This window comes from Arthrobacter sp. GAS37 (assembly GCF_044908325.1).
Classification (GTDB): Bacteria; Actinomycetota; Actinomycetes; order Actinomycetales; family Micrococcaceae; genus Arthrobacter; species Arthrobacter ramosus.
The window spans coordinates 82,389-105,555 of record NZ_JBIYDB010000005.1; the positions used below are offsets into that span (position 1 = coordinate 82,389).

The following is a 23,167-nucleotide window of genomic DNA, read 5'->3' on the forward strand; positions in this document are numbered from 1 at the left end:
CACCAAGTCCACTCGCTCCACCAAGTCCACTCGCTCCACCAAGTCCACTCGCTCCACCAAAAAATGGACATGTCCTCCCTTCCCGGGAGGACATGTCCATTTTTGGTGGTCAGGACTGGGCATATTCGCAATATGTCCAGTCCTGGGAGCGAACAGGGGGCATGTCCGGCGAGAGAGGGATGCTACGGGGCTGTGGACGCGGTCTGGTTCTCGTCACAGATGCCCTATTTCCGAGGACGCCGAATCGTAGGCTTCCTGGATGACGGAGCCCCAATAAGGCCCGTAGATCACGGCCGGGCCGCCGGGGTAGCCGTAGCTCGTAATGGAGTTTTGGTAGGAATCCCGGCCGGAGTCGACCATCCACGGTCCGCCCGATGATCCGCCAGTCATATCGCAGGGAATGCCCTGCGCCTTGAACTGTGGATTGATGGGGTCCTTGGTGGCGTCACCCGAACAGCTCTTCAGCGATTGTCCGTCGAACGGCGGGGCGGCAGGGTAGCCGAACGCTTGGTAGCTGAGCCCCCGATCCTGGTTGAACTCTACGCCGGACGCGCCGACGACGTCGGCCAAGTGCTTGCCGTTCACCGTGGCAGTGACTGCGAAGCCTGTGTCATAGCGAATGTCGCCCGCGGTGCGCCACTGGGGTGTGGTGTAAAGGGCTTTGGCAGGCCAGATGCCGAAAGGAGCCTTGCCGTTGAGATAAGCCGGAACGAAAACGAAGTTCCGGACGAACGCCCCGGGACCCTCATTGACGCAGTGACCCGCGGTCGCTACCGTGCTGTCGTTGTCCGACACGACCACGTTGCCGGAGCAGACGTAGGCGAAGGCGCCCATGGTGAAGAAGACCTTGCCGACGTGGTCAATGGGGTCTTCGTCTTGGTGCAGGCTCGCGCTGCTGCTTTTGGCGCTGGCGATTTTCACTGGCGGTCCGGTTTCGACCGTGCCGCTGGCGGTGCTGGAGGTGCCACCTCGTGCGAGGGCAATACCAGCGAGGACATCGCCAGGGATTGCTGCTTGCATCCGTTCGGGAGTCCAGTACCCCGTGGGGTCGGTGTTTGTTGTCGCCAAGCTGACGAGCTGCTGCGTCCCAGGCGCTGCGAAGCTCGAAACCGCGGTGTAAGGCGTTGCGGCTGCCGCCCCTCCAGCGGCACAGAGGGTCAAAACGGCGGAGGTAAGGAGGCTCAGGAGACCAGTGATGGGGAGTGATTTCTTTGTCATGATTGTCCTGCCAATCGTTTGGCGGCCACGTGTCGTCGGCCACAGTTTGACCCCATGAACCTACTCCGATTTGGCGCGGAGGTACATAAGGTCCGGCGGGGTATGACGTTGCACAGCTCGCTCGGAGCCGTCCCAGTACGCCCCAATCCGGCACCCTCAGGTAAGTTAGAGATGTTGAAATCTGCAGACTTTCAGGGAGATGCCCCACCAATGGCAAAGATTATCTATACCCACACTGACGAAGCGCCGATGCTGGCGACGTACTCATTCCTGCCGATTGTGGAAGCTTTCGCCTCGACGGCGGGCGTGGAGGTCGAGACCCGCGACATTTCGCTGGCCGGCCGAATTATCGCCGTCTTCGGTGACTACCTGACTGAAGAGCAGCGGATCAGTGACGCGCTGGCCGAACTGGGTGAACTGGCAAAGAAACCCGAAGCCAACATCATCAAGCTCCCCAACATCAGCGCATCCGTCCCGCAGCTGAAGGCAGTCATTGCCGAACTGCAGGGGCAGGGCTACGCGCTTCCGGACTACCCGGACAACCCCTCCTCTGACGAAGAGACGGACATTAGGTCGCGCTACGACAAGATCAAGGGCTCGGCCGTGAACCCGGTCCTGCGTGAAGGCAACTCCGACCGGCGCGCACCCCTGTCGGTGAAAAACTACGCCCGCCAGAATCCGCACTCCATGGGTGCCTGGAGCGCCGACTCCAAGACCAACGTTGCGCACATGACGGCGGACGACTTCCGCTCCAACGAGAAGTCCGTGGTCATTCCCGCAGATGACACCATCAAGATCCAGATTGTCCGCGAAGACGGCACCGTCAAGGTCCTCAAGCCGGCCTTCCCCGTCCTCGCCGGTGAAGTAGTGGACGGCACCGTGCTGCGCGCCGCCGCATTGGACGAGTTCCTGGCTGCCCAGGTGGTCCGCGCCAAGGAAGAAGGCGTGCTGTTCTCGGCACACCTGAAGGCCACCATGATGAAGGTCTCCGACCCGGTCATCTTCGGCCACGTCGTCAAGGCGTACTTCTCCGAACTCTTCGACACCTACGGCAAGCAGATCGCTGCTGCCGGCCTGAGCGCCAACAACGGCCTCGCTTCCATCCTCAAAGGCCTCGATGAACTCCCGGAGGACGTCCGCGAAGGCATCAAGGCGGCCATCAAGAAGGGTCTGGCAGACGGCCCGGCACTGGCCATGGTCGACTCTGACAAGGGCATTACCAATCTCCACGTTCCCAGCGACATCATTGTCGACGCTTCGATGCCGGCAATGATCCGCAGCTCCGGCCACATGTGGGGACCGGACGGCAAGGAAGCCGATACTCTCGCGGTCATCCCGGACAGCTGCTACGCAGATGTGTACCAAGTGGTCATCGATGACTGCCGTGCCCACGGCGCCTTCGATCCCACCACCATGGGTACGGTTCCGAACGTCGGCCTGATGGCACAAGCGGCTGAGGAATACGGCAGCCACAACAAGACCTTCGAGGTTGAGTACGCCGGAACCATGCAGGTTGTGGATTCCTCCGGAACCGTGCTGATCGAACACCAGGTCTCCCCGGGCGACATCTGGCGCGCCTGCCAGACCAAGGACGTGCCGATCCGCGACTGGGTCAAGCTGGCCGTTACCCGTGCCCGCGCCTCCAAGATGCCGGCCGTCTTTTGGCTCGACGAAACCCGTGCCCACGACGCCCAGCTGATCGCCAAGATCAAGGAATACCTGAAGGACCACGACACCGAGGGCCTGCAGATCGAAATCATGTCCCCGGAGAAGGCCACCGCGTTCACGCTGGAGCGGATCCGCAAGGGCGAAGACACCATCTCGGTGACCGGAAACGTGTTGCGTGACTACCTCACCGACCTGTTCCCGATCCTCGAACTTGGCACGAGCGCAAAGATGCTCTCCGTGGTCCCGCTGATCAACGGCGGCGGCCTCTTCGAGACCGGTGCCGGCGGTTCGGCCCCGAAGCACGTCCAGCAGCTCCTGCAGGAAAACCACTTGCGCTGGGACAGCCTGGGCGAGTTCCTTGCTCTGGCGGTTAGCTTCGAGCACCTCGCCACCACCACGGGCAACGCCCGGGCCCAGGTCCTCGCCGACACGCTGGACCGTGCCACGGGCACTTTCCTCCTGGACAACAAGTCCCCGAAGCGCCGGGTGGGCGAACTCGACAACCGAGGCAGCCACTACTACCTCGCCAAGTACTGGGCACAGGAACTGGCCCAACAGACCGACGACGCCGAACTCGCCGCGGCGTTCTCCGCCGTTGCCGGAGCCCTGACGTCCAACGAGGAAACCATCATCGCCGAGCTGCTCGCAGTCCAGGGTTCGCCTGCCGACATCGGCGGCTACTACCGCCCCGACGCCGCAAAGGCGGAGGCCGTGATGCGTCCTTCCGCGAAGCTCAACGAGGTTGTCGCCACGCTGAACTAAGCGCCCCGCCTCACCCAACTGGCCCCACCGCCACCCTCGCCTCGCAAGTCCCCACCGGCTCCCAGCCTTCGCAAGCTCAGGCAGGGACCCTCGCCGGTGGGGCCCCACGGCCAGGGAACCCTGGCGGCGTGGGCCCCCGCAGTTGTTGTCGTTTGAGGGTTCATAACGACAACAACTGCGAGTCAGTTGCGTTTAAGCGCGGAGTAGCGGCGCGTCGATCCCGTCGACAAGATCGGCAAGCACGCGGCCGATAGCCGGGGTGAACTTGAATCCGTGGCCGGAGAACCCGGCCCCGACCACCAGCGGTCCAAAACGGTCGAGCACGAAGTCTTCGTTGGCCGTGCTTGTATAGGTGCAGCTGCTCCTGGGTGACCACCAGACGGGGGAGGTGCACCTGCGCCCCGACTAGCTTGCTGGTCCAGGCGCCCGCCGTGATGACAACCCGGCGCGGTGATCACTAGCGAATCAGTCACGACGACGGCCCGATCGTCGCCGAGGACGCGGATGTCGCGAACAGGGGTGGAATACGAGAAGCGGGCACCGTGTGCCTCGGCCGATGCGCGCAGCGCCCTGAGGGCCTCGGCCGCCCGGACCCGGCCCGATTCCGGCACGAAGAGAACATCGCTTCGGAACGCCATGCCTGGCCAACGCTCTGAAGCTTCTTTGGCGGAAATGAAATGGCTTGCGATGCCCCGCTCAACGCGCAGAGCGGACTTCCCGAAGCCGGGCAACATTTCCGTGGTTGGCCAGACCCACAAGATCCAACAATTGCGTTTCGGTTTCCTCTGCGAGCCCGTCGCAGAGGTCCCTCGCTTCGCTGACCAGGGCGAGATAGTCGTCCTCCGCATATGCCGTGTTGAAGTTGCGCGTGGCTCCGTGCGAAGCGCCCACACGGTGTCCCTCCGCAAACTGCTCAAGAAGGACCACCGATCGCCCCCTGAGTGCGAGCTGCCGCGCCGCAGCTGATCCCATTGCGCCTCGGCCGACTACGACGACGTCAACATCCATCCCGGATTCATCTATCCTGTCCTGCGGCCTCCCATCGAGGTCCACTGCAGTTTCCATTCCGCCGTGGACGGAGCGGCTGTTTTGAGCTGTGCCGTCGGCATGGAAGATTGGATCGGGTGAAATTCCTCCTTCCCTCGCAGACCTCGTCCTCGCGTGGCGTCGCATTTCTGAGGATCGTGTTCGGCGGCCTTTTGCTGCTGCATGGAGTCCAGAAGCTGCTCGCGGGACAGCCTGCGTTCGAGGCAACCATCGCTGCCATGGGTGTTCAAAAAGCGGAGCTGATGTCCTGGCTCGTCATCTGGGGCGAAACCGGGTTGGGCGCACTTTTGGTGCTCGGCGCCCTGACCAGGGTGGCTGGCTTCCTGGCAGCCCTCATGTACGCAGGGATCTGGTTTGTCACCGAATCAGGCAAGCCGCTGTTGAGCGATAGTCCCGGAATCAACGCTGAGCTGCTCATTCTGTATATCGCGCTGGCGTTGGCGTTTGCCTTCATTGGTTCCGGGGCGGTTTCGCTGGACCGGAAACTGTTTGCCGGGAAACCAGCCCGGAAGTCACGGCGCCAGGCGCCCTAGCGCCGACCGGCCTGGAGACCCGCGCGGGCCATGGCGTCCGCGTAGGAGCGGCCCATTTCGATCAGCCATTCGGTCTGGCGTTCCTTGGAACCGGCGAAGGCGCGCCCGTGCAGCGAACGGGCCTTGTAGACCTTCAAGCCGCGGCGCCAGATCAGCTGGTTGTCAGTCTTGAGGAGCATCTGCGCCAGGCGGTTGGCTTCCGTTCCGTGGGCGACGATCGCCGAGGCGCGTGGAACGAGTTTGAGGAAAGCGAGGAGCGGCTTCAGGCCGGCGGCGACCTGCTCGGGAGTCAGCTTTCCGTTCGCCTCGCCCGGAGTGAACCACGGGTGGGTGTTCCACGGCATCATCCATTCCGGGCGCAGGCCGAGCTGGAACTGCAGGCCCAGTAGCCGGGTGGCGGCGGCGTCGTCGCCCGCCCAGACAACGCCCCGCGAGGAGGCCTCGCTGTTGTTGGAAAACAGGGTGACAATCCGGCACTCCTCCACCGAGTGCATCGGATCCACATAGGGGACTTCGAAGCCGGGGCGGAGCTTGCGGAGGAACTCCACATGCTGGTTCACCGGTGCGATGTGCGGGGCGAAGAAGGGGCTGACCGGTACCGGTGGAGTCACGGCTTCTTCGGCGGAAGCCTCTGCGGAGGCTGCCGGTTCGACGACGGTCGGTTCGACGACGGCCCTTTCGACGGCAGCCGGTTCGACGACGGTCGGTTCGACGACGGCGGGAGCGGCCACAGGTACCACCGTGCGGGTAATGACCGGGCTGGCCTTGGGCATCGAATTTGAGGAAGCCTGCTTCGGCGTGGCCGTCTTTACGGCGGCGGCCTTCGGGGTGTCTTTCCTGGCCGGAGCCTTCTTTTCGGCCTTGGCCGGGGCGTCCAAGTCATCCTCGTCGTCGAACAAACCATCGAAGAGCTTATCGAGTTCGTCGTAGCCGCTGCCGTAATCGTCGTCGAGCTCGGGGCCGCGCCCGAAACCTTCCTCGTACCGCGAGTCCAGTTCGCTGCGGTAATCCTCGTCGTGTACCTCGAAAAAGTCCGGTTCGGCCAATGCGGTCATGAGAGCAGGGGTCTCCTGGGGTCGGGCAGGGGCCGGTGCCGGGGCGCGTGGGAGCACGTCCGTTCCGGGCCAGTTGATGGGGGGCTCTCCGGGGGGCCGGTTGAGCCTTTAGATCTTAGCAAGCCACAGGTGGTCTGGTGTCCTTCCGCCGTTCACCTGACGCGGTATGTCGCGCAGCCCCGGGGCATGAAGGAACTACGATGCGTCGAACTTCACCCGTATGCGCCGGCGAAGGCGGAAGCAGAGACGCGAAAGGGCGGTGGAATGAACGAAAAGTCCATTCCACCGCCCTTGTTCGGCGTCAGTTGTTCGGCGTCAGCGCTCAGACATGAATGACGAATTGCGCAAGTGCTGCGGCAGCTATGAAACTCGCGGAGAACGTGATTGTCGCCACAATCACCGTGCGCCAGTTCAGGGTCTTCAGCGCGTTGATGTCGCGCCCCACGTTCATGCCGAGCAGGGCGATCGAGCCAAGGCCCACGTAGAGCGGGTCGAGGTTGTGGGTGAAGGAGACGATCATGCCACCGAAAGGCAGGATCGGAGCCGTTGCCAAGGTGGCGAGTGCAAGGACCCATACGCTTGACGGCACGGCGGGCACGTACTTGGCGAGTACGAATGCCAGCGCGGTGAGGAGGCCAAGGATCACCACGCCAATGACATCGTTGACACTGATGGACTTGGTGCCCAAGGCGTTGAGGACCACGCCCGCGGCGATGCTTGCAACGAAAGCGATGATCCAGGTTGAAGGCTTCGTGCGCACCTCCGGGTCCTGGAGCACAGCCGAAACGTCCACCTTGGTTCGGTCCTGTGGCCGGCGCAGGTTCGCGACAACGGCGTTCCCGTTGCGGTCAAGGCGCTTGCCCTCGTCATCGCGGCGGAAGAGGCGCGACCAGAACTTGTAAAGCCGCAAGGACATCGGCAGCGAAAGGAAGGCCCCGGCGTAAAAGCCGACAAGGTTCGTCACCAGGTTCGACAGGGCCGCCAGCGCCATGATCTCCGGCGCCTGCTCCGGATGCATGATTGACAGGGCGGCTACGCCACCAAGCATCATGGATCCCGAGCCGAGGCCCAGGCCCAGCGCCAGGGCACGCGGGTCGAAGATGCCCATCCCGCCGAGCAGGCTTGCCAGCAGGGAAATGAAGACTGCGCCGAAGACGCTGCCCAGAAGCCACACGGAGAACACGCCGCGGTAGACCGGGGATTTCACGCCGAAACGCTGCAATGCGTAGGCCAAGTAGGATTCGCGGTCGATTGCCCAGGTGGCACCGATGGCCGTGCGGCCCATGCCCAGCGCGACGCCGACCGGCAGCGCGATGATGACCGTTCCGAAGATGTGGCCTACTTCCTGGAGCAGGATGGCCGGGCCGAGGGTGGTCAGTTTGGCGAAAGAGGGCCCCACCTGGGTGCCGAGGGCCCCTAGGAACATGACGATGCTGACGTTGAGCAACACCGAGGCCACGGCGCGGCTTTGGCCGGACATGGGGCGTACCTTCTGGACGCCGATGACAGCGCCAATCAGCACGGCCCACAACACGGGCATGAGCACGATAGCGGCGTTGCCCAGGGGAATCTTGTGCGTTCCGGCCAGGATGGCGACGGCGCAGACGGCTGTGGACAGCAGGATCATCGATCCCCATTGCCGCGCGGTCGGGGTGAAGAGGCGGGCCGGTCCGTGATCGACATTGACTACGGGCGTATCCACCTCCGGAGTGGTTGTGGATTGGTTCTTCATTGTTGGCACCCTTCGTGTGCTGCAGCGGCGAAGGACGAATATGTCCACGCCATTTGGTATACCAAAGATGGTAAGGTGGATCACATTGCAATGCAAGACATGTCACAAAAGCTGTTCAAAGTCCTGAAGGTGAAGGCGTCCTCGCGCCCGGCCAACTTCGAACTTGATCTGTGGCTATTTGACCTGGGATACCAAACTTGGAGGGTTTATGATTACTCAGCTTTCTGCCCGGTACGTCCTTGGCTATGACGGGACCAGGCATGTGATGCACACAGATGGGCACGTCGTGATGCGGGATGACGAGATCATCTACGTCGGTACCGACTACACGGGTCCCGTGGACGAACGCCGGGACTTTGGACAGAGCCTCATCGCACCTGGCCTCATCGATCTCGACGCCTTGACAGACATTGATCACATGATCTTCGACTCCTGGCCCACAGACGAGACCGCCGCAGGCCTGCAATGGTCTGAGGACTACTTCCACAACCGCCGGCGCGATGTCTTCACCGCGGCGCAGCGCCAGAGCGTGCGAAAGTTCGCACTGGCGCAGCTGGCCTTGCACGGCGTGACCACCTACATGCCGATTGCCTCGGAGATCCACAGTTCATGGGCCGAAACCTTCGAAGAACTCAAAGGAATGGCACAGTCCAGTATCGAGCTCGGCCTGCGCGGCTTCCTGGGCCCCGCGTACCGCTCGGGGATCAATGTCACCGACGACGACGGCCAACGCGTGATCCTCTTCGACGAGGAGGAAGGACGCAAAGGATTCGCCGACGCCACGCGGTTCCTCGACTACGCCGCCGAGCTAGGACACCCGTTGCTTACGGGTGTTCTCCTGCCGTGCCGCATCGAGACCCTTTCGGACGAGCTGATGCACCGGACTGCTGAGCTGGCCACCGAACGGAATGCACTGGTCCGCCTCCATTGCCTCCAGCAACCCAATGAAGACGGGTTCCTCGTCAAGCTCACGGGACGCACCGTCCTGGAGCAGCTTGCGGATTCCGGCCTGCTGGATACCCGGCTCCTTATCCCGCACGGGGTTGTCATCGACGGCACCGACCCGTCCTCGAGTGCAGAGGGCGGGCCGTTGGATGTGCTGGCCCGGCATGACGTCAGCATCATCCACTGCCCACTGACGTCGTTCCACTACTCAGGCATGCTCAAGTCCTTTGATGCCTTCGCAGCCGCCGGGGTCAACATGTGCCTGGGAACGGATTCGTTCCCGCCGGACCTGATTAAGGGCATCGACGTCGGCACCCACCTGGCGCGCATCGCGGAGGGCCGCCGGGACGCCGGCACGGTGTCGGCGTTCTTCGACGCTGCCACTTTGGGTGGCGCCAGGGCATTGGGCCGCGACAACCTGGGACGCCTGTGTCCGGGCGCGCAAGCGGACATCATGGTCGCCTCACTGGGTGACTTCCGTGACGGGGTCGTGGAAGATCCATTGCGCACGCTGATCCTCAACGGCTCGGCACGCAATGTCACCGACACGTACGTTGCGGGCCGCCCCGTGGTTGTTGGCGGCTCGCTCCCAGGCATCGAACTGGATGAACTGCGCGCTGAGGGTCAGCGGCTTTTTGGACAGATGGTGGAAGCCTACGGCGAACGCGACTACAGGCGGCGCGATGCCTCCGAGCTGTTTCCCCCGGTGTACGCCCCCACGGCGGTCCGGATCCAGTGACCCGACGGCGTAACGCACCGTGGGAGTCGGAATTCCCCCGGTGGTTCCACGCATGAGCTCCTCCGCGGGGTTGTTGGCCCTGCGGAGGAGCCGGGAACAGGCTACATCCAGTGCGGTGGAGTAGCCCGAGCCAGTGATTATGCGGGAATTGTTGCCCGGATCTTCCGGCTACCCACCATCACAATGAGTCCAAGCAGCAGCAGAGCTGCCGCGAACAGCAACCACAGACCATTTACTCCAGTGCTTGCGAGAACGGCCGTTCCAGCCCCGACAGCAACCTCTGCAGTAACTGAGGCCGCATTGGCTTGTGCTGCAGTTCCGGATGCGATGGCCGACGGCGACTCAACCGAAGGAACGGCTGCAGCCGGATCGACAAAGCCCTGAGAACCGACCTGCTGGTTCGCGGCCGGCTGGTTCACGACGGGCGGGGTGACTGTCGACAGGTTCACGACACCGGAAGGCAGACCCAAACCTACCGATGCGGTGCCGACAGTGATCGGCAGACCCAAGGGCGCGGTGAGTCCCGTACCCGAGAGGATGCCGGTAGCTGCCGTTGGCGTGGTGCCGAGCAGGTTGACTGAGGTGTCACCGACGGTGACAGGAGCGGTTACAGGCGCCGTAACGCTGGTGCCTCCGGTGGTTCCCGTCGGCGTGGTGCCGAGCAGGTTGAGGGAGGTGTCACCGACGGTGACAGGAGCGGTTACCGGTGCCGTGACGCCGGTGCCTCCGGTGGTTCCCGTCGGCGTGGTGCCGAGCAGGTTCAAGGGTGCGGTGAGTCCCGTACCCGAGAGGATGCCGGTAGCTGCCGTTGGCGTGGTGCCGAGCAGGTTGACTGAGGTGTCACCCACGGTGACTGGCGCGGTCACCGGCGCCGTAACGCCGGTGCTTCCGGTGGTTCCCGTCGGCGTGGTGCCGAGCAGGTTGAGGGAGGTGTCACCGACGGTGACAGGAGCGGTTACAGGCGCCGTAACGCTGGTGCCGGTCGGCGTAGTGGTGCCTTCCGGCGTCGTACTAAGCAGGTTGACCGAGGTGTCACCGACGGTGACTGGCGCGGTCACCGGAGCCGTAACGCCGGTGCCGGTCGGCGTAGTGGTGCCTGCCGGCGTCGTACTAAGCACGTTGACCGAGGTGTCACCCACGGTGACTGGTGCGCTGACGGGAGCCGTCGCCTGGGTGCCAGAGGTTGTTCCAGTGGCGGAATTGCTCAGAACTGCCAGTGAGGTGGCTCCGATATTAACAGGGACCGATATTGGAGCCACCACCTGGGTTCCGGACGGGACGGCTGCTCCGCCGGAATTGCTCGCCGGGGCCGGAGCCGGGGCGGGTGCAGGGGTGGTGGTCGTGGCGCCCGAATTTCCAAGTATTGAGAGCGACGTCGACCCGAGAGTCACCGGAATGGACACCGGTGCAGCGACTTGAGTGCCTGAGGCATTGCCTAGCGCACTTGTAGTGGTGTCTGCCGCGTTCGCGGCAGTTGCGCCGAGGGCTATCAACCCACCGGCAAAGAGGGTGCCAAGCAGCCCCTTGCGAATCATGCTGTGCATTGTGTTTTCTCCTGAACGAGTAGTTCCCTAAGGCGTCCGCAGGAGCCTGCGTGTCCGCCCGGATTGGCCATCTGCCGCCGTCCAGAATTGGCTTCTGGGAAAGCGGCGGGGCTCGGAACTAGTCGGGGGAAGAACCCGGGTCAAACGACACCGGGGCCGGAACTCTGCCGGCAGCAGCTGTGGACACGAGGGTCCCAGTCAAGGGGCAAAACAGGTTAGTGCCTTGGAGCCAGGCAGTAGCAGCCCCCGAAGGATTGCTGGAAAGGACTGCGGATCCGCTTACGGTGTCGCTGCCGCCTGGTGTACCGGGCGGGAGGGTTCCGCCGGACGGGGGCGCTGAAGGATCGTTGGAACCGCTAGCCCGGACTGTCGCCTTCAAAGGTGCCCCATGCAGGCCCGGCGGGCCACTAGGGACAGCGAGGCTGAGCATCGGGGCCGCGACATCCTGAGCCAGCGTTGAGGGGACTCCGGCAACGGGCTCAACAACAGCGGGTCCCCCTGCAAGAGCGACGACATCGGGGATTTGGATGGAAGGGACAGTCATCTCTGGGATGGCGACCGGAAGGCTGCCAACCAATGAACCAACGCTTGACCCAACCCCGTCAACCGCGCTCGCTGCCGGCGACACAACGCTTGTAGTCACCGCACCAACGGTCCCCTCAGGGAGGACTGCTCCGACCACGGGAGTGCTGGCCACAATTTGGTCGACGCTCCGAGTCAGCTGGGGAAGTTCGTTCACTACGCCAGTCGGCACTTGGACGACGGTCACCGAAACGGTATTGCCGGGGATCCCGGAAAGCCCCTCTGCAGCGTTGTGCACGACGTTTGACACTGCGGAGCCCGCGCCGCCCAAAAGCGTGTGGTTGTTCGTGCTGCCGGAATCAGCGTTGGCTGCCGTGGAAGAGAGGGCGATCCAAACAACGGCCCCGGCGCCAGCGAGCATGACGGAGCGGAGAACATGAAGAACGCGCGACTTACTTTGCTCAGCTTCCATCTCGACACCCCCCAGCGTCAGCTTGGATCGACGATCGCTCCCATCCTAGGCCTCACTAGTTAACTAGTCCAGACGTTGGACGACGGATTCGTCATTCAGTTCAGCGGGCGTCGTTGGCGTATCGGACTCCGAGCTGGGACCGCACCCCGTCGAAGAGGCGCATCGTGTTCAGCGAATCGTCCAAGGGCATCACGGGACTTTCGGTCAGTCCTTGTTGGACACAGCGTGTCACCTCACGAAGTTCGTAGGTGTAGCCGATCCCTACCGCGTCAAAGCGTTCGGTCCGTGGTTCATCCCAGCCGGTTCGGATCAGTAGCTCGCGCGGATTGTTGATGGATCCCTGCGTCTGGAGGAAGCCCTTGGAGCCTGCAACGGACGCCGAGCGCGGCCCATGGGCCAGCAACGAAGAGGTCAGCTGGGCGATGGCACCGCCGTCGTAAGCCAGCGTGAGCGCATTCTGCGAGTCGACGCCGTCGTCCGTTAAGGTTCCCACTGCGCTGACCGACTGCGGGAAACCGAGGGTGCCCAAAGGCCAGAGCAGGGCGTATACCGTGAGGTCCAAAAGTGCCCCGCCGCCGTCCGCCGGGGCCCAGATCCGGGCCGAGGGGTCATAGGGGGCGGGGAAACCAAGGTCGGCGCTGACCCACTTGATGTCGCCCAGTTCGCCCGACGCGGCAATGGCGAATGCCCTCTGCATGCTGGGCAGGAACCGACTCCATACGGCTTCCATGAGGAACAATTTCCGTTCCCGGGCCAAAGCGACGAGCTCTGCCGCTTCACGGCCGTTGATGGTCAAGGATTTCTCGCACAGGACGTGCTTGCCCGCGTTGAGGGCGTCCCTGACGATCTTGAAGTGCTGGGCGTGCGGGGTGGCCACATAGACAACGTCGACGGCGTCATCGGCGAGCAGCCGCTGGTAGCCGGGCACACCGCCGTCGTCCCCGTAGGACTTCGTGACCCCATGCGCGGCAGCAAAGGCGTCCGCGGATTCCTGGCGCCGGGAACTCACTGCGTAGAGGTTTGCGTCCTCGAGCTGGGCGAGGTCGCCGCTCACGGTTTTAGCGATCCCTCCTGTGGCGATAATGCCCCAGTTCAGAGCCTTGCCGGTGGCTGCGCGGGGATCCTGGTTCGGCTGGCTGAACAACCATGGCTTGGCGATATGCAGACTCATGCGGCCTATCCTCTCATTCCGCCGCAAGCGTTATACAGCACACGCTCAAGTCACGAGCCATCTGAACTTCGTCGGAGCCATCGCCTAAGCTGATGGTCATCATCCCTCGCAGAGAGGTTCTGTGGGGAGTTACCGAATGGAGTAGGGATGGGTGTTTTTCGACGCGTCATTTTGCCTGTGGCGTGGCTGCTGGTTTTTGCAGTGATCGCCGTGGCCTTGGTGAAGATCGCCTTTGTGGATGGGCTGAAGCCGCAGGGTGCCGAGCCGGCCCCGATGGCCAGGGTGGAGACGCCTGTTGTGCCCGCGGCGCGCGCAACGGTGACCAATACCGTGCAGATCAAAGCCACCGTTCAGAGCGACCCCGTTGTCGGTGTCCGCAGCACGGCGGCGGGAACGGTTGTCCACCTCTATGTGGAGCCGGGCGTTGCCGTGGCCAAGGGGGACCAGCTCTTCCAAGTCAAGTCCGAGCGGACCAAGCCTGCCAGCACTGGCACAACGCCCGGGGAGAAGACCACGTCGGAACCCGTGTACGTGTACACCGACGTGCTCGCCCCTGCCGCTGGAAAGCTCAATGAACTGACTGCCCTGCTTGACCAGCAGTTAAGCGTGGGCGAAGTTGTGGGCAAGGTCGATCCCGGGACCTTCACGGTGTCCGGCCCGGTCAACGCCGCCCAACAGTATCGGCTTCTTGCCAAGCCGGGCTCAGCGCAGATCTCCCTGGTGGGCGGGCCGGCTCCGTTCGCCTGCCCTGCAGTGACGCTGAAGAACAACGCCAACGACGCCGGAGCCACTGCCGGCGCGAACGGAACCGGCGGCGTGGGGATGGCCGCGCCGGCGGGCGCACTGCCGCTGGCCGCGGTGCCCGCGCCAGGCGGGGAAACGCAGAATGGCGGCGTGAGCACCGGGACCCTTAGTTGCCCTGTCCCGGCCGGAGCGGAAGTCTTCGCCGGCTTGGGAGCAACCATGACGGTGAGTGCGGGCGAAGCCAAAGACGTGGTCACCGTTCCACTGACCTCGGTGAAGGGCAGCGTCAAAGAAGGCATTGTCTGGATGGCCAGTGTGGCGGCCGAGGGTAAAGCGCCTGAACAACGGACCGTGAAGCTGGGCCTGAACGACGGCTCCAAAGTAGAAGTGGTCTCTGGCCTGGCCGAAGGCGAACGGGTGCTTGAATTCGTTCCCGGCGCCCCGGCCGTCCCCTCCCAGCAAGGTTACGGGCCAGGCGGGGTACCCTACGGTCCGGCGGGAGGCTAGGCATGGAAAGCCTCGTGAGTTTGCGCGGTGTCACGCGCACGGTGGTGCTGCCTGATGATCAGAAGCTTCATATCCTCCGCGGGATCGACCTTGAGATTTCCGCCGGCGACCACACCGCGATCATCGGCCGCTCGGGCTGCGGGAAGTCAACGTTGCTGAACCTCCTGGGTCTGCTGGACGTGCCCACGTCCGGCGAAATCCAGTTTCTTGGCACATCTGTGCTACAACTCGGTGGCGACGCGCGTGCACGGCTTCGAGGCTCCACAGTTGGCTTCGTGTTCCAGCAATTCAACCTGCTCCCCGGCCGTAGCGCACTGGACAATGTCATCACGCCGCTCCTTTACGCCCGCGGCCGCGATTTCCTGCGACGCCGTGAACTGGCCATGGACATGCTGGACCGTGTGGGACTTGCCGGCCGCGCCCAGACCATGCCGAACATGCTCTCGGGTGGTGAGCAGCAGAGGGTTGCCATCGCGCGGGCCTTGGTCCGGCGCCCCCGTCTGATCCTTGCCGACGAGCCCACAGGCGCGCTCGATGTAGAGACCGGGCAATCGGTCATGGCACTTCTGGACCAGGTGGCCACGGAGTCCGCCGCGGCACTTGTGACCATCACCCACGACAGCAATGTGGCCGCACTGGCACGGTCCCGCTTCCGTCTGGACTCAGGCGTTCTCCATCCCCTTGAGGGCGAGTCGAACTCGGGGACCGCTTTGTCGGAACCGGCCTTGTCGGCACCGGCTTCGCCGGGTCCAGCGCTGTGGGGGCCCACATCGTCGGAGGTCGGTCGATGATCGGTTTCATGTCAGCCATGGTGGAAGCCTGGCAGGAACTGCGGATCAACAAAGTCCGGATCCTGCTGGCTTTGCTGGGCGTAGCCTTGTCCGTCGCGGCGCTCACGTCCGTGGTAGGCGTCGGCAATCTTGCACGCGAAGGATTCAAGGCCTCGTCCGAGCGCACAGGGGGGCGCTCAGCGACGCTCGCACTAGGGGTCAATGGTCCAACCCAGACGGATCCAGCGCGTCTGGATGCGGCGTATCAGTCCATCGTTGACCGTTACGGTATTGCTTTCTCCTCGCACGAGGGCCACGCCGAGCAGCCGTTCCAGTTCCCCCGCGGTGTCCAGTCTGTTCAATTGATGGTGGTGGACCCCGGATATGGGGTCATTCACCGTCTGGAGTTGCGGAAAGGGTCCTGGTTTGCCAGCGACGACGAACAGCGGCTGGCGCCCGCCGTCGTCGTCTCTGAGGCGTTCTACAACGCGGCTGGCAGGCCGGACCTCGCCTTGCAACCCGGCATCAAGACCGCAGGCGAGCAGGAATCGAATGCAGTGATCATCGGCGTCGTGCCGGACACTTGGCCGGATGCACCCCCGGCGGCGTACATACTGTCGGGCGCCGCCAAGCAAATGGGAGTCAACCAGCTCGGTGGGCAGTTCAAAGTATGGGTGCAGGACAGGCAAGCAGAAATGCTCTCGGCAGCCATCCAGGCCGATTTGGCGCAACAGTTCCCCGACACGAACATCATGGCGCAGCGGATCGACTTTGCGGCACACGGAGATCCCCTGGCCCCGGTGCAGCTGGTGGTAGGCGGTATTGCCGGCCTGGTCCTCTTGCTGGGCGCGGTGGGGATGTTGAACATCTCGATGGTCACGGTCCGCTACCGGGTGCGGGAAATCGGTATCAGAAGGAGCTTCGGAGCGACCTCGGGGCGGATCTTCCTGGGCGTGATGATGGAGTCCGTCGTGGCCACCGCAGTGGCCGGGCTGGCCGGCGTCATGGTGGCGGTGGCGGTGGTCAAACACCCCTGGATCCAGTCAAAGGTTGCCCCAGCCCTCAGCCAGTACCCTCCGTTCCCCATCGAAGCGGCCATGCTCGGTTTCGGAGCAGCTGTGCTGGTGGGAGCGTTGGCCGGAGCAATCCCGGCACTTGTGGCGGTGCGCGTCAAGGTTATCGACGCGATTCGCTTCTAAGGAGCCGAGCCCGGCCGCCCGGGCCGCCCGGAAAAGGGGGCCAGGAACCTCGCGGTTCCCGGCTCTCTTTCCGTTGTTTGGAAAACGTGATCAGGCCCCGGCAGCGACCCTTGGACGCACCGTTTCCTCGCTCAGTTTGCCCTGCTGCAGCCTGAAACGCCGTTCGGTCTTCTGAGCCAGGCTCCGGTCGTGCGTTACCACCAGAATGGTGGTGTTGTGGTCCCGGCTCAAGGAACTGAGCAGTTCGATGATGTGTTCACCGGTCTGCTCATCCAGGTTGCCGGTGGGCTCGTCGGCCAGGATGAGCTTGGGCTCGTTGGCCAGCGCCCTGGCAATGGCAACCCGCTGCTGCTCGCCGCCCGAGAGCTTGTTGATGCGACGGGACTGTTTCTCCGGATCCAGCTGCACCTGCTCCAGGAGGGACCGTGCCCGCTCCAAGCGGGGAGCCTTCCGCATGCCCGCGAACTCCATGGGCAGCATCACGTTGTCCACTGCCGAGAGGTTGGGGATGAGGTTGAACTGCTGGAAGACGAAGCCGATGTCCCGGCGTCGGTATTCGGTGAGTTTGCCGGCGGGCAGCCCGGCCAGGCTGACCCCGTCCACTACGACGTCCCCGCTGGTGGGCTTGTCCAAGGCGCCGAGCAGGGAGAGCAGGGTGCTCTTTCCGCTGCCGCTCTTCCCCACGATCGAAGCGAGGGTGCCCTTTTCGAGCTCGAAGCTCACGCCGTTGACGGGCTTGATGGTGCGGTCGCCGGACTTGAATTGGCGGACCAGGTCTTTGACTTCAATCATGGCTATTCTCCTCGGAGGACTTCGATGGGACGGATGCGCGCTGTGAGCAGCGCTGGTACCAGGGCGCCCACGACGGCGACGCCGAAGACTGCGGCAACGCCGGCGGCAATGACGCCGGGGGAGGCGCTCGCCGTGACCGAGGTGAGCAGCTGGGAGGCTCCGCCGAAAGGGTTTCCACCAGGTCCGCCGAAGCCTCCGCCGCCGGGGCCGCGCTGGCTCGTGGCCGCCGTCGAGCTGTTGGAACTGATCAGTGCCGAGGCGATGCCGCCGCTGGCGAAGGAGGCGATGGCAGCGCCAACGACGCTGCCGAGCGCCACGAGGACGAGGGCTTCGAGCACGAACTGCAAGCCGATGGTCCGGTTGCGGGCGCCGATGGCTTTCAGGACTCCGATCTCACGGCGGCGCTCCCGGACCAGCATGACCATGATGAGCAGGATGATCAGGCCGGCCGTGCCGAGGGCGGCGATGAATGCGACGAGTGAAATGTTCTTGACGCTGTCCAGGGAACTGACAGCGGTTTCGAGGTTCCGCTGGCCCTGCGTCACGTCGGCCTTGCCCGAGCCCAGGGCAGTCTGCAGTGCCGTCTTGGCAGCATCCACGTTCGCCATGCTGTTGACCGTCACCACCATGCTGGAGAGCTCGCCCGGTGTTGCTGCGAGGGCCTGGGCCTCGGCGAGTGTCGTGTACACGGCGTTGTTGCCGAAAGTGGTGCCGGCGTCGAAGATGCCCGCTACCGTGAAGGTCTTGTCGGCGATAGTGAACGTTGAGCCGGCCTTGAGATTGTTCTTTGTCGCGAGCGTGGTTCCGACGAGGGCCTTCGTGCTCGCTACGGTGTAGTCGCCCAGGCCCGTGCCGCTGGTGATGTTCAAAGCCTTGCCGGCGGTGTCTACCTCGGCGCCTATACCTGTAGCCGTGATGGGCAGCGAGAACGTCGGCGCGGTTTCGGTGCTTCCCGTGCCGGTGCTGCCCGTGCCGGTGCTGCCGCTGGTGTTGTTGCGATTGCCGAGCGTGCCGGCGTCGATGGCTGCCTGAAGGTTTGTGGTGACGCTCGTGCCGCCGCCGGGACCGCCACCCGGTCCGGCTTGCTGCGTCGTGGTGCCGGTCGAGGCCGCCGTTGCGGTCTCCAGCCGCAGCGCCTTGGTGCCCACCACGGAGACGACGTTCGGTACGGCTGCCGCCGTCGCGGTCTGGGCCGTGGTGAGCGGCTCGCCGCCGCCGTCGAAGCCCTGTGCCCCGGCGGGGTTCACGGTCAGGACCGTGCCCACGGAGGCGTTGAGCTCCTGGACTTTGCCGCCAACGGCTTGGTTGGCCACGAGCATGGCCAGCGCCAGCCCGATCGCGACGGCCAGCACTGCCACCACAGCCGCGGTTCTTATTTTGTTGCGGAAGGCATTGCCTACACTCCGGGCGAGGACGCTCACGATTCTCCTTCTGGACCTGGCCCGCCCCAGCGGCGCGCCTCCTCACCTAACAGTGCTCACCGCGGCTGTGCGGTTGTGCTGCTGTTGCTATGCGGGGCCTGTGAAGAGTTGCGCGACGGCGGATGGAACCGGACACAGCGACGGCGGCCACCCCCTTGAGTGGGGATGGCCGCCGTCGTTGGTGCCTAGATGAGAACTGTTACTTGGTGATCGGTCCGAGGATCGGATCGTCCACGTAGGCCGTCTTCACGTTGGCGAGGGTCACGATGACCGGAGGCAGCAGGTATGCCGGCACGGTCTTGACGCCGTTGTTGTAGGACTTGGTGTCGTTGATTTCCGGGGTCTTGCCGGACTGGACGTCCTGGACCATGGTGATGGCGTGCTCAACGAGCTTGCGGGTGTCCTTGTTGATGGTGGAGTACTGCTCACCGGCAAGGATGGACTTGACCGACTCAACTTCGGAGTCCTGGCCGGTCACGACCGGAAGCGGCTTGCCGGCCGCCTTGACCGAGGTCAGGATGGCGCGGGCCAGGGTGTCGTTCGGGGACAGCACGCCGTCCAGTGAAGCGCTGGTGTAGGTACCCGCGAGGAGGGTGTCCATGCGCTTCTGGGCGTTCTCTGCCTTCCAGCCCTGGGTGACGGCCTGCTCGAAGGACTTCTGGCCGGAAACCACCTTGAGGGTTCCGTCATCGATCTTCGGCTGCAGGATGCTCATGGCGCCGTCGAAGAAGACCTTCGCGTTGGCGTCATCGGGGGAGCCTGCAAACAGCTCAATGTTGTACGGGCCGCTCGGCTTCTTGGCCTTGAGTCCGTCCAGCAGGGCCTGGCCCTGCAGCACGCCGACCTTGAAGTTGTCGTAGGCCACGTAGTAGTCCACGTTGGAGGTGTTCAGGAGCAGGCGGTCGTATGCGATGACCGTTGCGCCGGCGTCCTTGGCCTGCTTGAGCTGCGTGCCCAGCTGAGCGCCGTCAATGGCGCCGACGATGATGAGCTTGTCGCCCTTGGTGATCATCGCGCTGATCTGGTTCTGCTGCTCCGAAACGCCACCGTTGGCGAACTGCACATCCGGCTTGAAACCTGCGCTCGTGAGCCCGTCGTTGAAGAGCTTCTCTGCCAGGACCCAGTTCTCACTGGTCTTCTGGGGGAGCGCGACGCCGATCGAGGAACCCTTGGGGAATGCCTCGCTGCCGCTTGATGAACCACCGGTGCTGCCGCTGTCCGTACGGCCGCAGGCCGTCAGCGCCAGAGCCGCGATCGCAGCTACTGCTGCTGCCTTTCCTGCTTTACCAAACATTCGCATATCTTGGTTCGCTTTCTTTGTTGTGGATGGAACAAGTCGTCTTGAAGCCGATCAGGCTTCCTTGGAGATGACTTCCTTGGTTGAGGTTGTCTCGTCCGGGGCGTTTTCGCTGCTCCGGCCGAAGTTCTTCATCATCATTCCGATGATCGATTTCTTGCCCTGCGTCTTGTTGTAGACGTCGAAGGCAACTGCTGCCAGCAGCACGAGGCCCTTGATGATCTGGGTGAGGTCCGCGCCGACGCCGAGCAGCTGGAGGCCGTTGTTGAGGACGGCCATGACCAGGCCACCAACGATGGAGCCGATCACGGTACCCACGCCGCCGGTGACCGCTGCGCCACCGATGAAGACCGCAGCGATCGCATCCAGTTCCCAGCCGACGCCGTCGAACGGACCCGAAGCGGTGGAGCGGCCCACGAAGATCATGCCGGCGAGGCCGGCAAGGATGGACATGTTCATCATGACCATGAAATTGACCTTCTTGGACTGAACTCCGGAGAGCTCAGCCGCGTGGCGGTTGCCGCCGACTGCGTAGATGTGGCGGCCGATGACCGTCTTGGCGGAAATGAAACCGTAGATCAGGACCAGCACGGCCAGGATGAGGCCCGGGATGGGGAACGAGGTGCCGGGGCGGCCAGTCGCGAACAGGTAGGTGGCGTAGAGGATGGCTGCATTGACAAGCACAAGCTTGGTGACCATCACCCAGCCTTCTTGTACTTCGGCGCCCAATGCCTGGGCGGTGCGGCGGGAACGAATCGCACTGAAAATCACGAATGCGACGGCGATAAGGCCCAGCAGGATTGTCAGGTTGTTATATCCCGTTTTCGGCCCTATCTCGGGCAGGTACCCGGAGCCCAGGTACTGGAAGTCTTCCGGGACCGGAACGGTGTTGGACTTGCCGACGAACTGGTTGAAACCGCGGAACAGCAGCATGCCCGCAAGGGTCACGATGAATGCCGGAATCCCGACGTATGCCGTCCAGAATCCTTGCCAGGCCCCGATCAGGGCGCCGAGCAGGAGCCCGAACAGGACTGCTACGTACCAGGGCAAGTGCCAGTCCCTGATGGCCAAGGCCACCGAGATACCGACGAAGGCCGCTACCGAACCTACGGAAAGGTCGATGTGGCCGGCGATGATGACCAGGACCATGCCAATGGCCAGGATCAGGATGTACGAGTTGCCGTTGAAGAGGTTGATGACGTTGCCCGGGGTGAGAGTGCGGCCCGAGGTGAAGATCTGGAAGAAGATGACGAGTGCAACCAGGGCGAAGATCATGCCGAATTGGCGGGTGTTGCCACCGAATAGCTTCTTGAGCGCGTTCATTGTTTTGGGTCCTTGTGTCCGTGTGGTTCTGGAGATGACCGGGGTCAGGCAGCTTTGCGGCTGGATGTCATGAGCTTCATGAGGCTTTCCTGGCTGGCTTCGTCCTTGTTGAGTACGCCAGTGATGGAGCCCTCGAAGATGGTGTAGATACGGTCGGAGAGGCCCAGCAGCTCGGGAAGCTCGGAGGAAATCACAATCACGCCTTTCCCCTGGTTGGCGAGCTCCTGGATGATTCCGTAGATCTCGTACTTGGCACCGACGTCGATTCCGCGGGTGGGTTCATCCAGGATGAGAAGGTCCGGATCGGTGAACATCCATTTGGCGAGAACAACCTTTTGCTGGTTTCCGCCGGAGAGCTTCGATACGCCTTCCTCGACCGACGGCGTCTTGGTGCGCAGCGATTTCCGGTATTGCTCGGCCACCATGAATTCCTTGTTGGTGTCCACAACGATTCCCCGGCTGATCTTCTTCAAGTTGGCAGACACCGTGGTGGTCTTGATGTCGTCCAGGAGGTTCAGTCCCAGGCTCTTGCGGTCCTCCGTGACGTAGCCGAGACCGGCGTCGATCGCCTGGCGGACGCTGCGCATCGTGATCGGCTTGCCGTCCTTGTACACCTGCCCCGAGATGAACCGACCATAGGAGTGGCCGAAGACGGAGCGGGCAAGCTCGGTGCGGCCGGCGCCCATCAGGCCCGCGAATCCGACGATTTCACCGCGGCGCACATGGAAGCTGGAGTTCTTGCACACCAGGCGGTCCTGGATCTGGGGATGACCGACGGTCCAATCCTTGACCTCGAAGAACACCTCGCCGATCTTCGGCGTGTGGTCGGGGAAGCGGGACTCGAGCGTCCGCCCGACCATGCCCTTGATGATCCGGTCCTCGTCGACGCCGTCTTCCACGACGTTGAGCGTCTCGATGGACTTGCCATCGCGGATGATGGTGATCTCGTCCGCGATCTGCTCGATCTCATTGAGCTTGTGGGAAATGATGATGGACGTGATGCCCCGGCCCTTGAGCCCAAGGATCAGATCCAGCAAATGCTGGGAGTCCGATTCGTTGAGGGCTGCTGTGGGCTCGTCGAGGATGAGCAGCTTGACGGACTTGTTCAGGGCCTTGGCAATTTCCACCAATTGCTGTTTGCCGACGCCGATTTCCTTGATGGGGGTATCCGGGTCCTCGCGCAAGCCAACCCGTGCGAGCAGTTCGATTGACCGCTTGCGTGCCTCGGCCCAATCGATGATGCCACGACGGACGGGTTCGTTGCCGAGGAAGATGTTTTCCATGATGGACAGCTCGGGGATCAGCGCCAGTTCCTGGTGGATGATCACGATTCCCGCATGTTCGCTGGCCCGGATGTCCTTGAACTGCTGGACTTCCGCCTGGTACACGATGTCGCCGTCGTAGCTCCCGTAGGGGTAAACGCCGGAGAGCACCTTCATCAACGTGGACTTTCCTGCACCGTTTTCGCCGCAGATCGCGTGGATTTCGCCCACCTTGACCCGGAGGCTAACGTCCGAGAGCGCCTTCACGCCGGGGAATTCCTTGGTGATGGACCGCATCTCGAGGAGAACCGGATCCTGGTGCGTTATGGGGGTCGACATACCCTTGCGCCTCCAATGTTTGACGTCGTTGTCGGCTCGGGGATGGCGAGCCTATCTGATGAGAAAGTAAACTGGATCACACCGCTTGTCGTCAAGACTTTAACG

General features: G+C 63.3%; 18 protein-coding genes and 2 pseudogenes. 6 read left to right on the forward strand and 14 right to left on the reverse strand.

The window, feature by feature from the left end:
- Positions 1–213: 213 nt before the first annotated feature.
- On the reverse strand, positions 214–1,218 hold the full coding sequence (locus ABH924_RS06605; protein WP_404497755.1) for a trypsin-like serine peptidase: 1,005 nt from the start codon (positions 1,216–1,218) through the stop codon (positions 214–216).
- 210 nt (positions 1,219–1,428) lie between these two features.
- Here ABH924_RS06605 and ABH924_RS06610 point away from each other — a divergent pair, with 210 nt between their 5' ends.
- Positions 1,429–3,648, forward strand: coding sequence for an NADP-dependent isocitrate dehydrogenase (locus ABH924_RS06610; RefSeq protein WP_404497756.1), 2,220 nt, complete (start codon positions 1,429–1,431; stop codon positions 3,646–3,648).
- Positions 3,649–3,840: 192 nt separating this feature from the next.
- Here the strand turns inward: ABH924_RS06610 and ABH924_RS06615 are convergent.
- The 3 genes and pseudogenes from ABH924_RS06615 to ABH924_RS06625 all read right to left on the reverse strand — a co-directional run.
- Positions 3,841–3,996 (reverse strand): annotated as a pseudogene (locus ABH924_RS06615) (N-methyl-L-tryptophan oxidase); the annotation flags it as partial.
- Positions 3,997–4,127: 131 nt separating this feature from the next.
- Positions 4,128–4,382 (reverse strand): annotated as a pseudogene (locus tag ABH924_RS06620) (FAD-dependent oxidoreductase); the annotation flags it as partial.
- Positions 4,345–4,713: an FAD-dependent oxidoreductase gene (locus ABH924_RS06625; protein WP_404497757.1), complete on the reverse strand. Its 369-nt coding sequence runs from the start codon at positions 4,711–4,713 to the stop codon at positions 4,345–4,347. The gene ABH924_RS06625 and the pseudogene ABH924_RS06620, both read right to left, overlap by 38 nt.
- Positions 4,714–4,772: 59 nt before the next feature.
- Here ABH924_RS06625 and ABH924_RS06630 point away from each other — a divergent pair, with 59 nt between their 5' ends.
- The gene (locus tag ABH924_RS06630) at positions 4,773–5,228 is read left to right on the forward strand and encodes a DoxX family protein (RefSeq protein WP_234751205.1); all 456 of its coding nucleotides are present in this window, start codon (positions 4,773–4,775) and stop codon (positions 5,226–5,228) included.
- On the opposite strand, the gene ABH924_RS06635 is transcribed toward ABH924_RS06630, so the two are convergent.
- On the reverse strand, positions 5,225–5,722 hold the full coding sequence (locus tag ABH924_RS06635) for a uracil-DNA glycosylase (protein WP_234751336.1): 498 nt from the start codon (positions 5,720–5,722) through the stop codon (positions 5,225–5,227). The genes ABH924_RS06630 and ABH924_RS06635 overlap by 4 nt on opposite strands.
- A gap of 883 nt (positions 5,723–6,605) precedes the next feature.
- Positions 6,606–8,015, reverse strand: coding sequence for a DUF3100 domain-containing protein (locus ABH924_RS06640; protein ID WP_404497758.1), 1,410 nt, complete (start codon positions 8,013–8,015; stop codon positions 6,606–6,608).
- A 208-nt stretch (positions 8,016–8,223) separates the two neighbouring features.
- Between ABH924_RS06640 and ABH924_RS06645 the strand changes: the two genes are divergently transcribed.
- Positions 8,224–9,699 carry a chlorohydrolase family protein gene (locus tag ABH924_RS06645; protein WP_404497759.1) on the forward strand — a complete coding sequence of 492 codons (1,476 nt, stop codon included), beginning with the start codon at positions 8,224–8,226 and terminating at the stop codon, positions 9,697–9,699.
- Between the two features lie 137 nt (positions 9,700–9,836).
- Here ABH924_RS06645 and ABH924_RS06650 read toward each other — a convergent pair whose 3' ends face one another.
- The 3 genes from ABH924_RS06650 to ABH924_RS06660 all read right to left on the reverse strand — a co-directional run bounded on the left by ABH924_RS06650 (position 9,837) and on the right by ABH924_RS06660 (position 13,408).
- Positions 9,837–11,243, reverse strand: a complete 1,407-nt coding sequence (locus ABH924_RS06650) for a hypothetical protein (RefSeq protein ID WP_404497760.1) — start codon at positions 11,241–11,243, stop codon at positions 9,837–9,839.
- Between the two features lie 118 nt (positions 11,244–11,361).
- Positions 11,362–12,237, reverse strand: coding sequence for a hypothetical protein (locus ABH924_RS06655; RefSeq protein WP_404497761.1), 876 nt, complete (start codon positions 12,235–12,237; stop codon positions 11,362–11,364).
- Between the two features lie 100 nt (positions 12,238–12,337).
- Positions 12,338–13,408 (reverse strand): Gfo/Idh/MocA family protein, encoded by a 1,071-nt coding sequence (locus ABH924_RS06660; protein WP_404497762.1) that lies wholly within the window; start codon positions 13,406–13,408, stop codon positions 12,338–12,340.
- A gap of 147 nt (positions 13,409–13,555) precedes the next feature.
- Here ABH924_RS06660 and ABH924_RS06665 point away from each other — a divergent pair, with 147 nt between their 5' ends.
- Genes ABH924_RS06665 through ABH924_RS06675 form a run of 3 tightly spaced genes read left to right on the forward strand, consistent with a single transcriptional unit; the run spans position 13,556 to position 16,628 of the window.
- Positions 13,556–14,659: a hypothetical protein gene (locus ABH924_RS06665; protein WP_404497763.1), complete on the forward strand. Its 1,104-nt coding sequence runs from the start codon at positions 13,556–13,558 to the stop codon at positions 14,657–14,659.
- A 2-nt stretch (positions 14,660–14,661) separates the two neighbouring features.
- The gene (locus tag ABH924_RS06670; RefSeq protein ID WP_404497764.1) at positions 14,662–15,450 is read left to right on the forward strand and encodes an ABC transporter ATP-binding protein; all 789 of its coding nucleotides are present in this window, start codon (positions 14,662–14,664) and stop codon (positions 15,448–15,450) included.
- Positions 15,451–15,458: 8 nt separating this feature from the next.
- Positions 15,459–16,628: an ABC transporter permease gene (locus ABH924_RS06675; protein WP_404497765.1), complete on the forward strand. Its 1,170-nt coding sequence runs from the start codon at positions 15,459–15,461 to the stop codon at positions 16,626–16,628.
- Between the two features lie 90 nt (positions 16,629–16,718).
- Here the strand turns inward: ABH924_RS06675 and ABH924_RS06680 are convergent, their stop codons facing one another.
- The 5 genes from ABH924_RS06680 to mmsA all read right to left on the reverse strand — a co-directional run bounded on the left by ABH924_RS06680 (position 16,719) and on the right by mmsA (position 23,062).
- Positions 16,719–17,420, reverse strand: coding sequence for an ABC transporter ATP-binding protein (locus tag ABH924_RS06680; RefSeq protein ID WP_404497766.1), 702 nt, complete (start codon positions 17,418–17,420; stop codon positions 16,719–16,721).
- A gap of 2 nt (positions 17,421–17,422) precedes the next feature.
- Positions 17,423–18,841 (reverse strand): ABC transporter permease, encoded by a 1,419-nt coding sequence (locus tag ABH924_RS06685; protein ID WP_404497767.1) that lies wholly within the window; start codon positions 18,839–18,841, stop codon positions 17,423–17,425.
- Between the two features lie 199 nt (positions 18,842–19,040).
- Positions 19,041–20,141, reverse strand: coding sequence for a sugar-binding protein (locus ABH924_RS06690; RefSeq protein ID WP_234751227.1), 1,101 nt, complete (start codon positions 20,139–20,141; stop codon positions 19,041–19,043).
- Between the two features lie 51 nt (positions 20,142–20,192).
- Positions 20,193–21,461, reverse strand: coding sequence for a multiple monosaccharide ABC transporter permease (mmsB, locus tag ABH924_RS06695; RefSeq protein ID WP_234751229.1), 1,269 nt, complete (start codon positions 21,459–21,461; stop codon positions 20,193–20,195).
- 44 nt (positions 21,462–21,505) lie between these two features.
- On the reverse strand, positions 21,506–23,062 hold the full coding sequence (gene mmsA, locus ABH924_RS06700; protein WP_234751231.1) for a multiple monosaccharide ABC transporter ATP-binding protein: 1,557 nt from the start codon (positions 23,060–23,062) through the stop codon (positions 21,506–21,508).
- Between the last annotated feature and the right edge of the window lie 105 nt (positions 23,063–23,167).

What these genes read in the sequence shown, in the direction of transcription:
- ABH924_RS06605 (WP_404497755.1), bottom strand. Translation starts at nt 1,218, where the DNA reads ATGACAAAGAAATCACTCCCCATCACTGGTCTCCTGAGCCTCCTTACC.
- ABH924_RS06610 (WP_404497756.1), top strand. Translation starts at nt 1,429, where the DNA reads ATGGCAAAGATTATCTATACCCACACTGACGAAGCGCCGATGCTGGCG.
- ABH924_RS06625 (WP_404497757.1), bottom strand. Translation starts at nt 4,713, where the DNA reads ATGGAAACTGCAGTGGACCTCGATGGGAGGCCGCAGGACAGGATAGAT.
- ABH924_RS06635 (WP_234751336.1), bottom strand. Translation starts at nt 5,722, where the DNA reads ATGCACTCGGTGGAGGAGTGCCGGATTGTCACCCTGTTTTCCAACAAC.
- ABH924_RS06640 (WP_404497758.1), bottom strand. Translation starts at nt 8,015, where the DNA reads ATGAAGAACCAATCCACAACCACTCCGGAGGTGGATACGCCCGTAGTC.
- ABH924_RS06645 (WP_404497759.1), top strand. Translation starts at nt 8,224, where the DNA reads ATGATTACTCAGCTTTCTGCCCGGTACGTCCTTGGCTATGACGGGACC.
- ABH924_RS06650 (WP_404497760.1), bottom strand. Translation starts at nt 11,243, where the DNA reads ATGCACAGCATGATTCGCAAGGGGCTGCTTGGCACCCTCTTTGCCGGT.
- ABH924_RS06655 (WP_404497761.1), bottom strand. Translation starts at nt 12,237, where the DNA reads ATGGAAGCTGAGCAAAGTAAGTCGCGCGTTCTTCATGTTCTCCGCTCC.
- ABH924_RS06660 (WP_404497762.1), bottom strand. Translation starts at nt 13,408, where the DNA reads ATGAGTCTGCATATCGCCAAGCCATGGTTGTTCAGCCAGCCGAACCAG.
- ABH924_RS06665 (WP_404497763.1), top strand. Translation starts at nt 13,556, where the DNA reads ATGGGTGTTTTTCGACGCGTCATTTTGCCTGTGGCGTGGCTGCTGGTT.
- ABH924_RS06670 (WP_404497764.1), top strand. Translation starts at nt 14,662, where the DNA reads ATGGAAAGCCTCGTGAGTTTGCGCGGTGTCACGCGCACGGTGGTGCTG.
- ABH924_RS06675 (WP_404497765.1), top strand. Translation starts at nt 15,459, where the DNA reads ATGTCAGCCATGGTGGAAGCCTGGCAGGAACTGCGGATCAACAAAGTC.
- ABH924_RS06680 (WP_404497766.1), bottom strand. Translation starts at nt 17,420, where the DNA reads ATGATTGAAGTCAAAGACCTGGTCCGCCAATTCAAGTCCGGCGACCGC.
- ABH924_RS06690 (WP_234751227.1), bottom strand. Translation starts at nt 20,141, where the DNA reads ATGCGAATGTTTGGTAAAGCAGGAAAGGCAGCAGCAGTAGCTGCGATC.
- mmsB (WP_234751229.1), bottom strand. Translation starts at nt 21,461, where the DNA reads ATGAACGCGCTCAAGAAGCTATTCGGTGGCAACACCCGCCAATTCGGC.
- mmsA (WP_234751231.1), bottom strand. Translation starts at nt 23,062, where the DNA reads ATGTCGACCCCCATAACGCACCAGGATCCGGTTCTCCTCGAGATGCGG.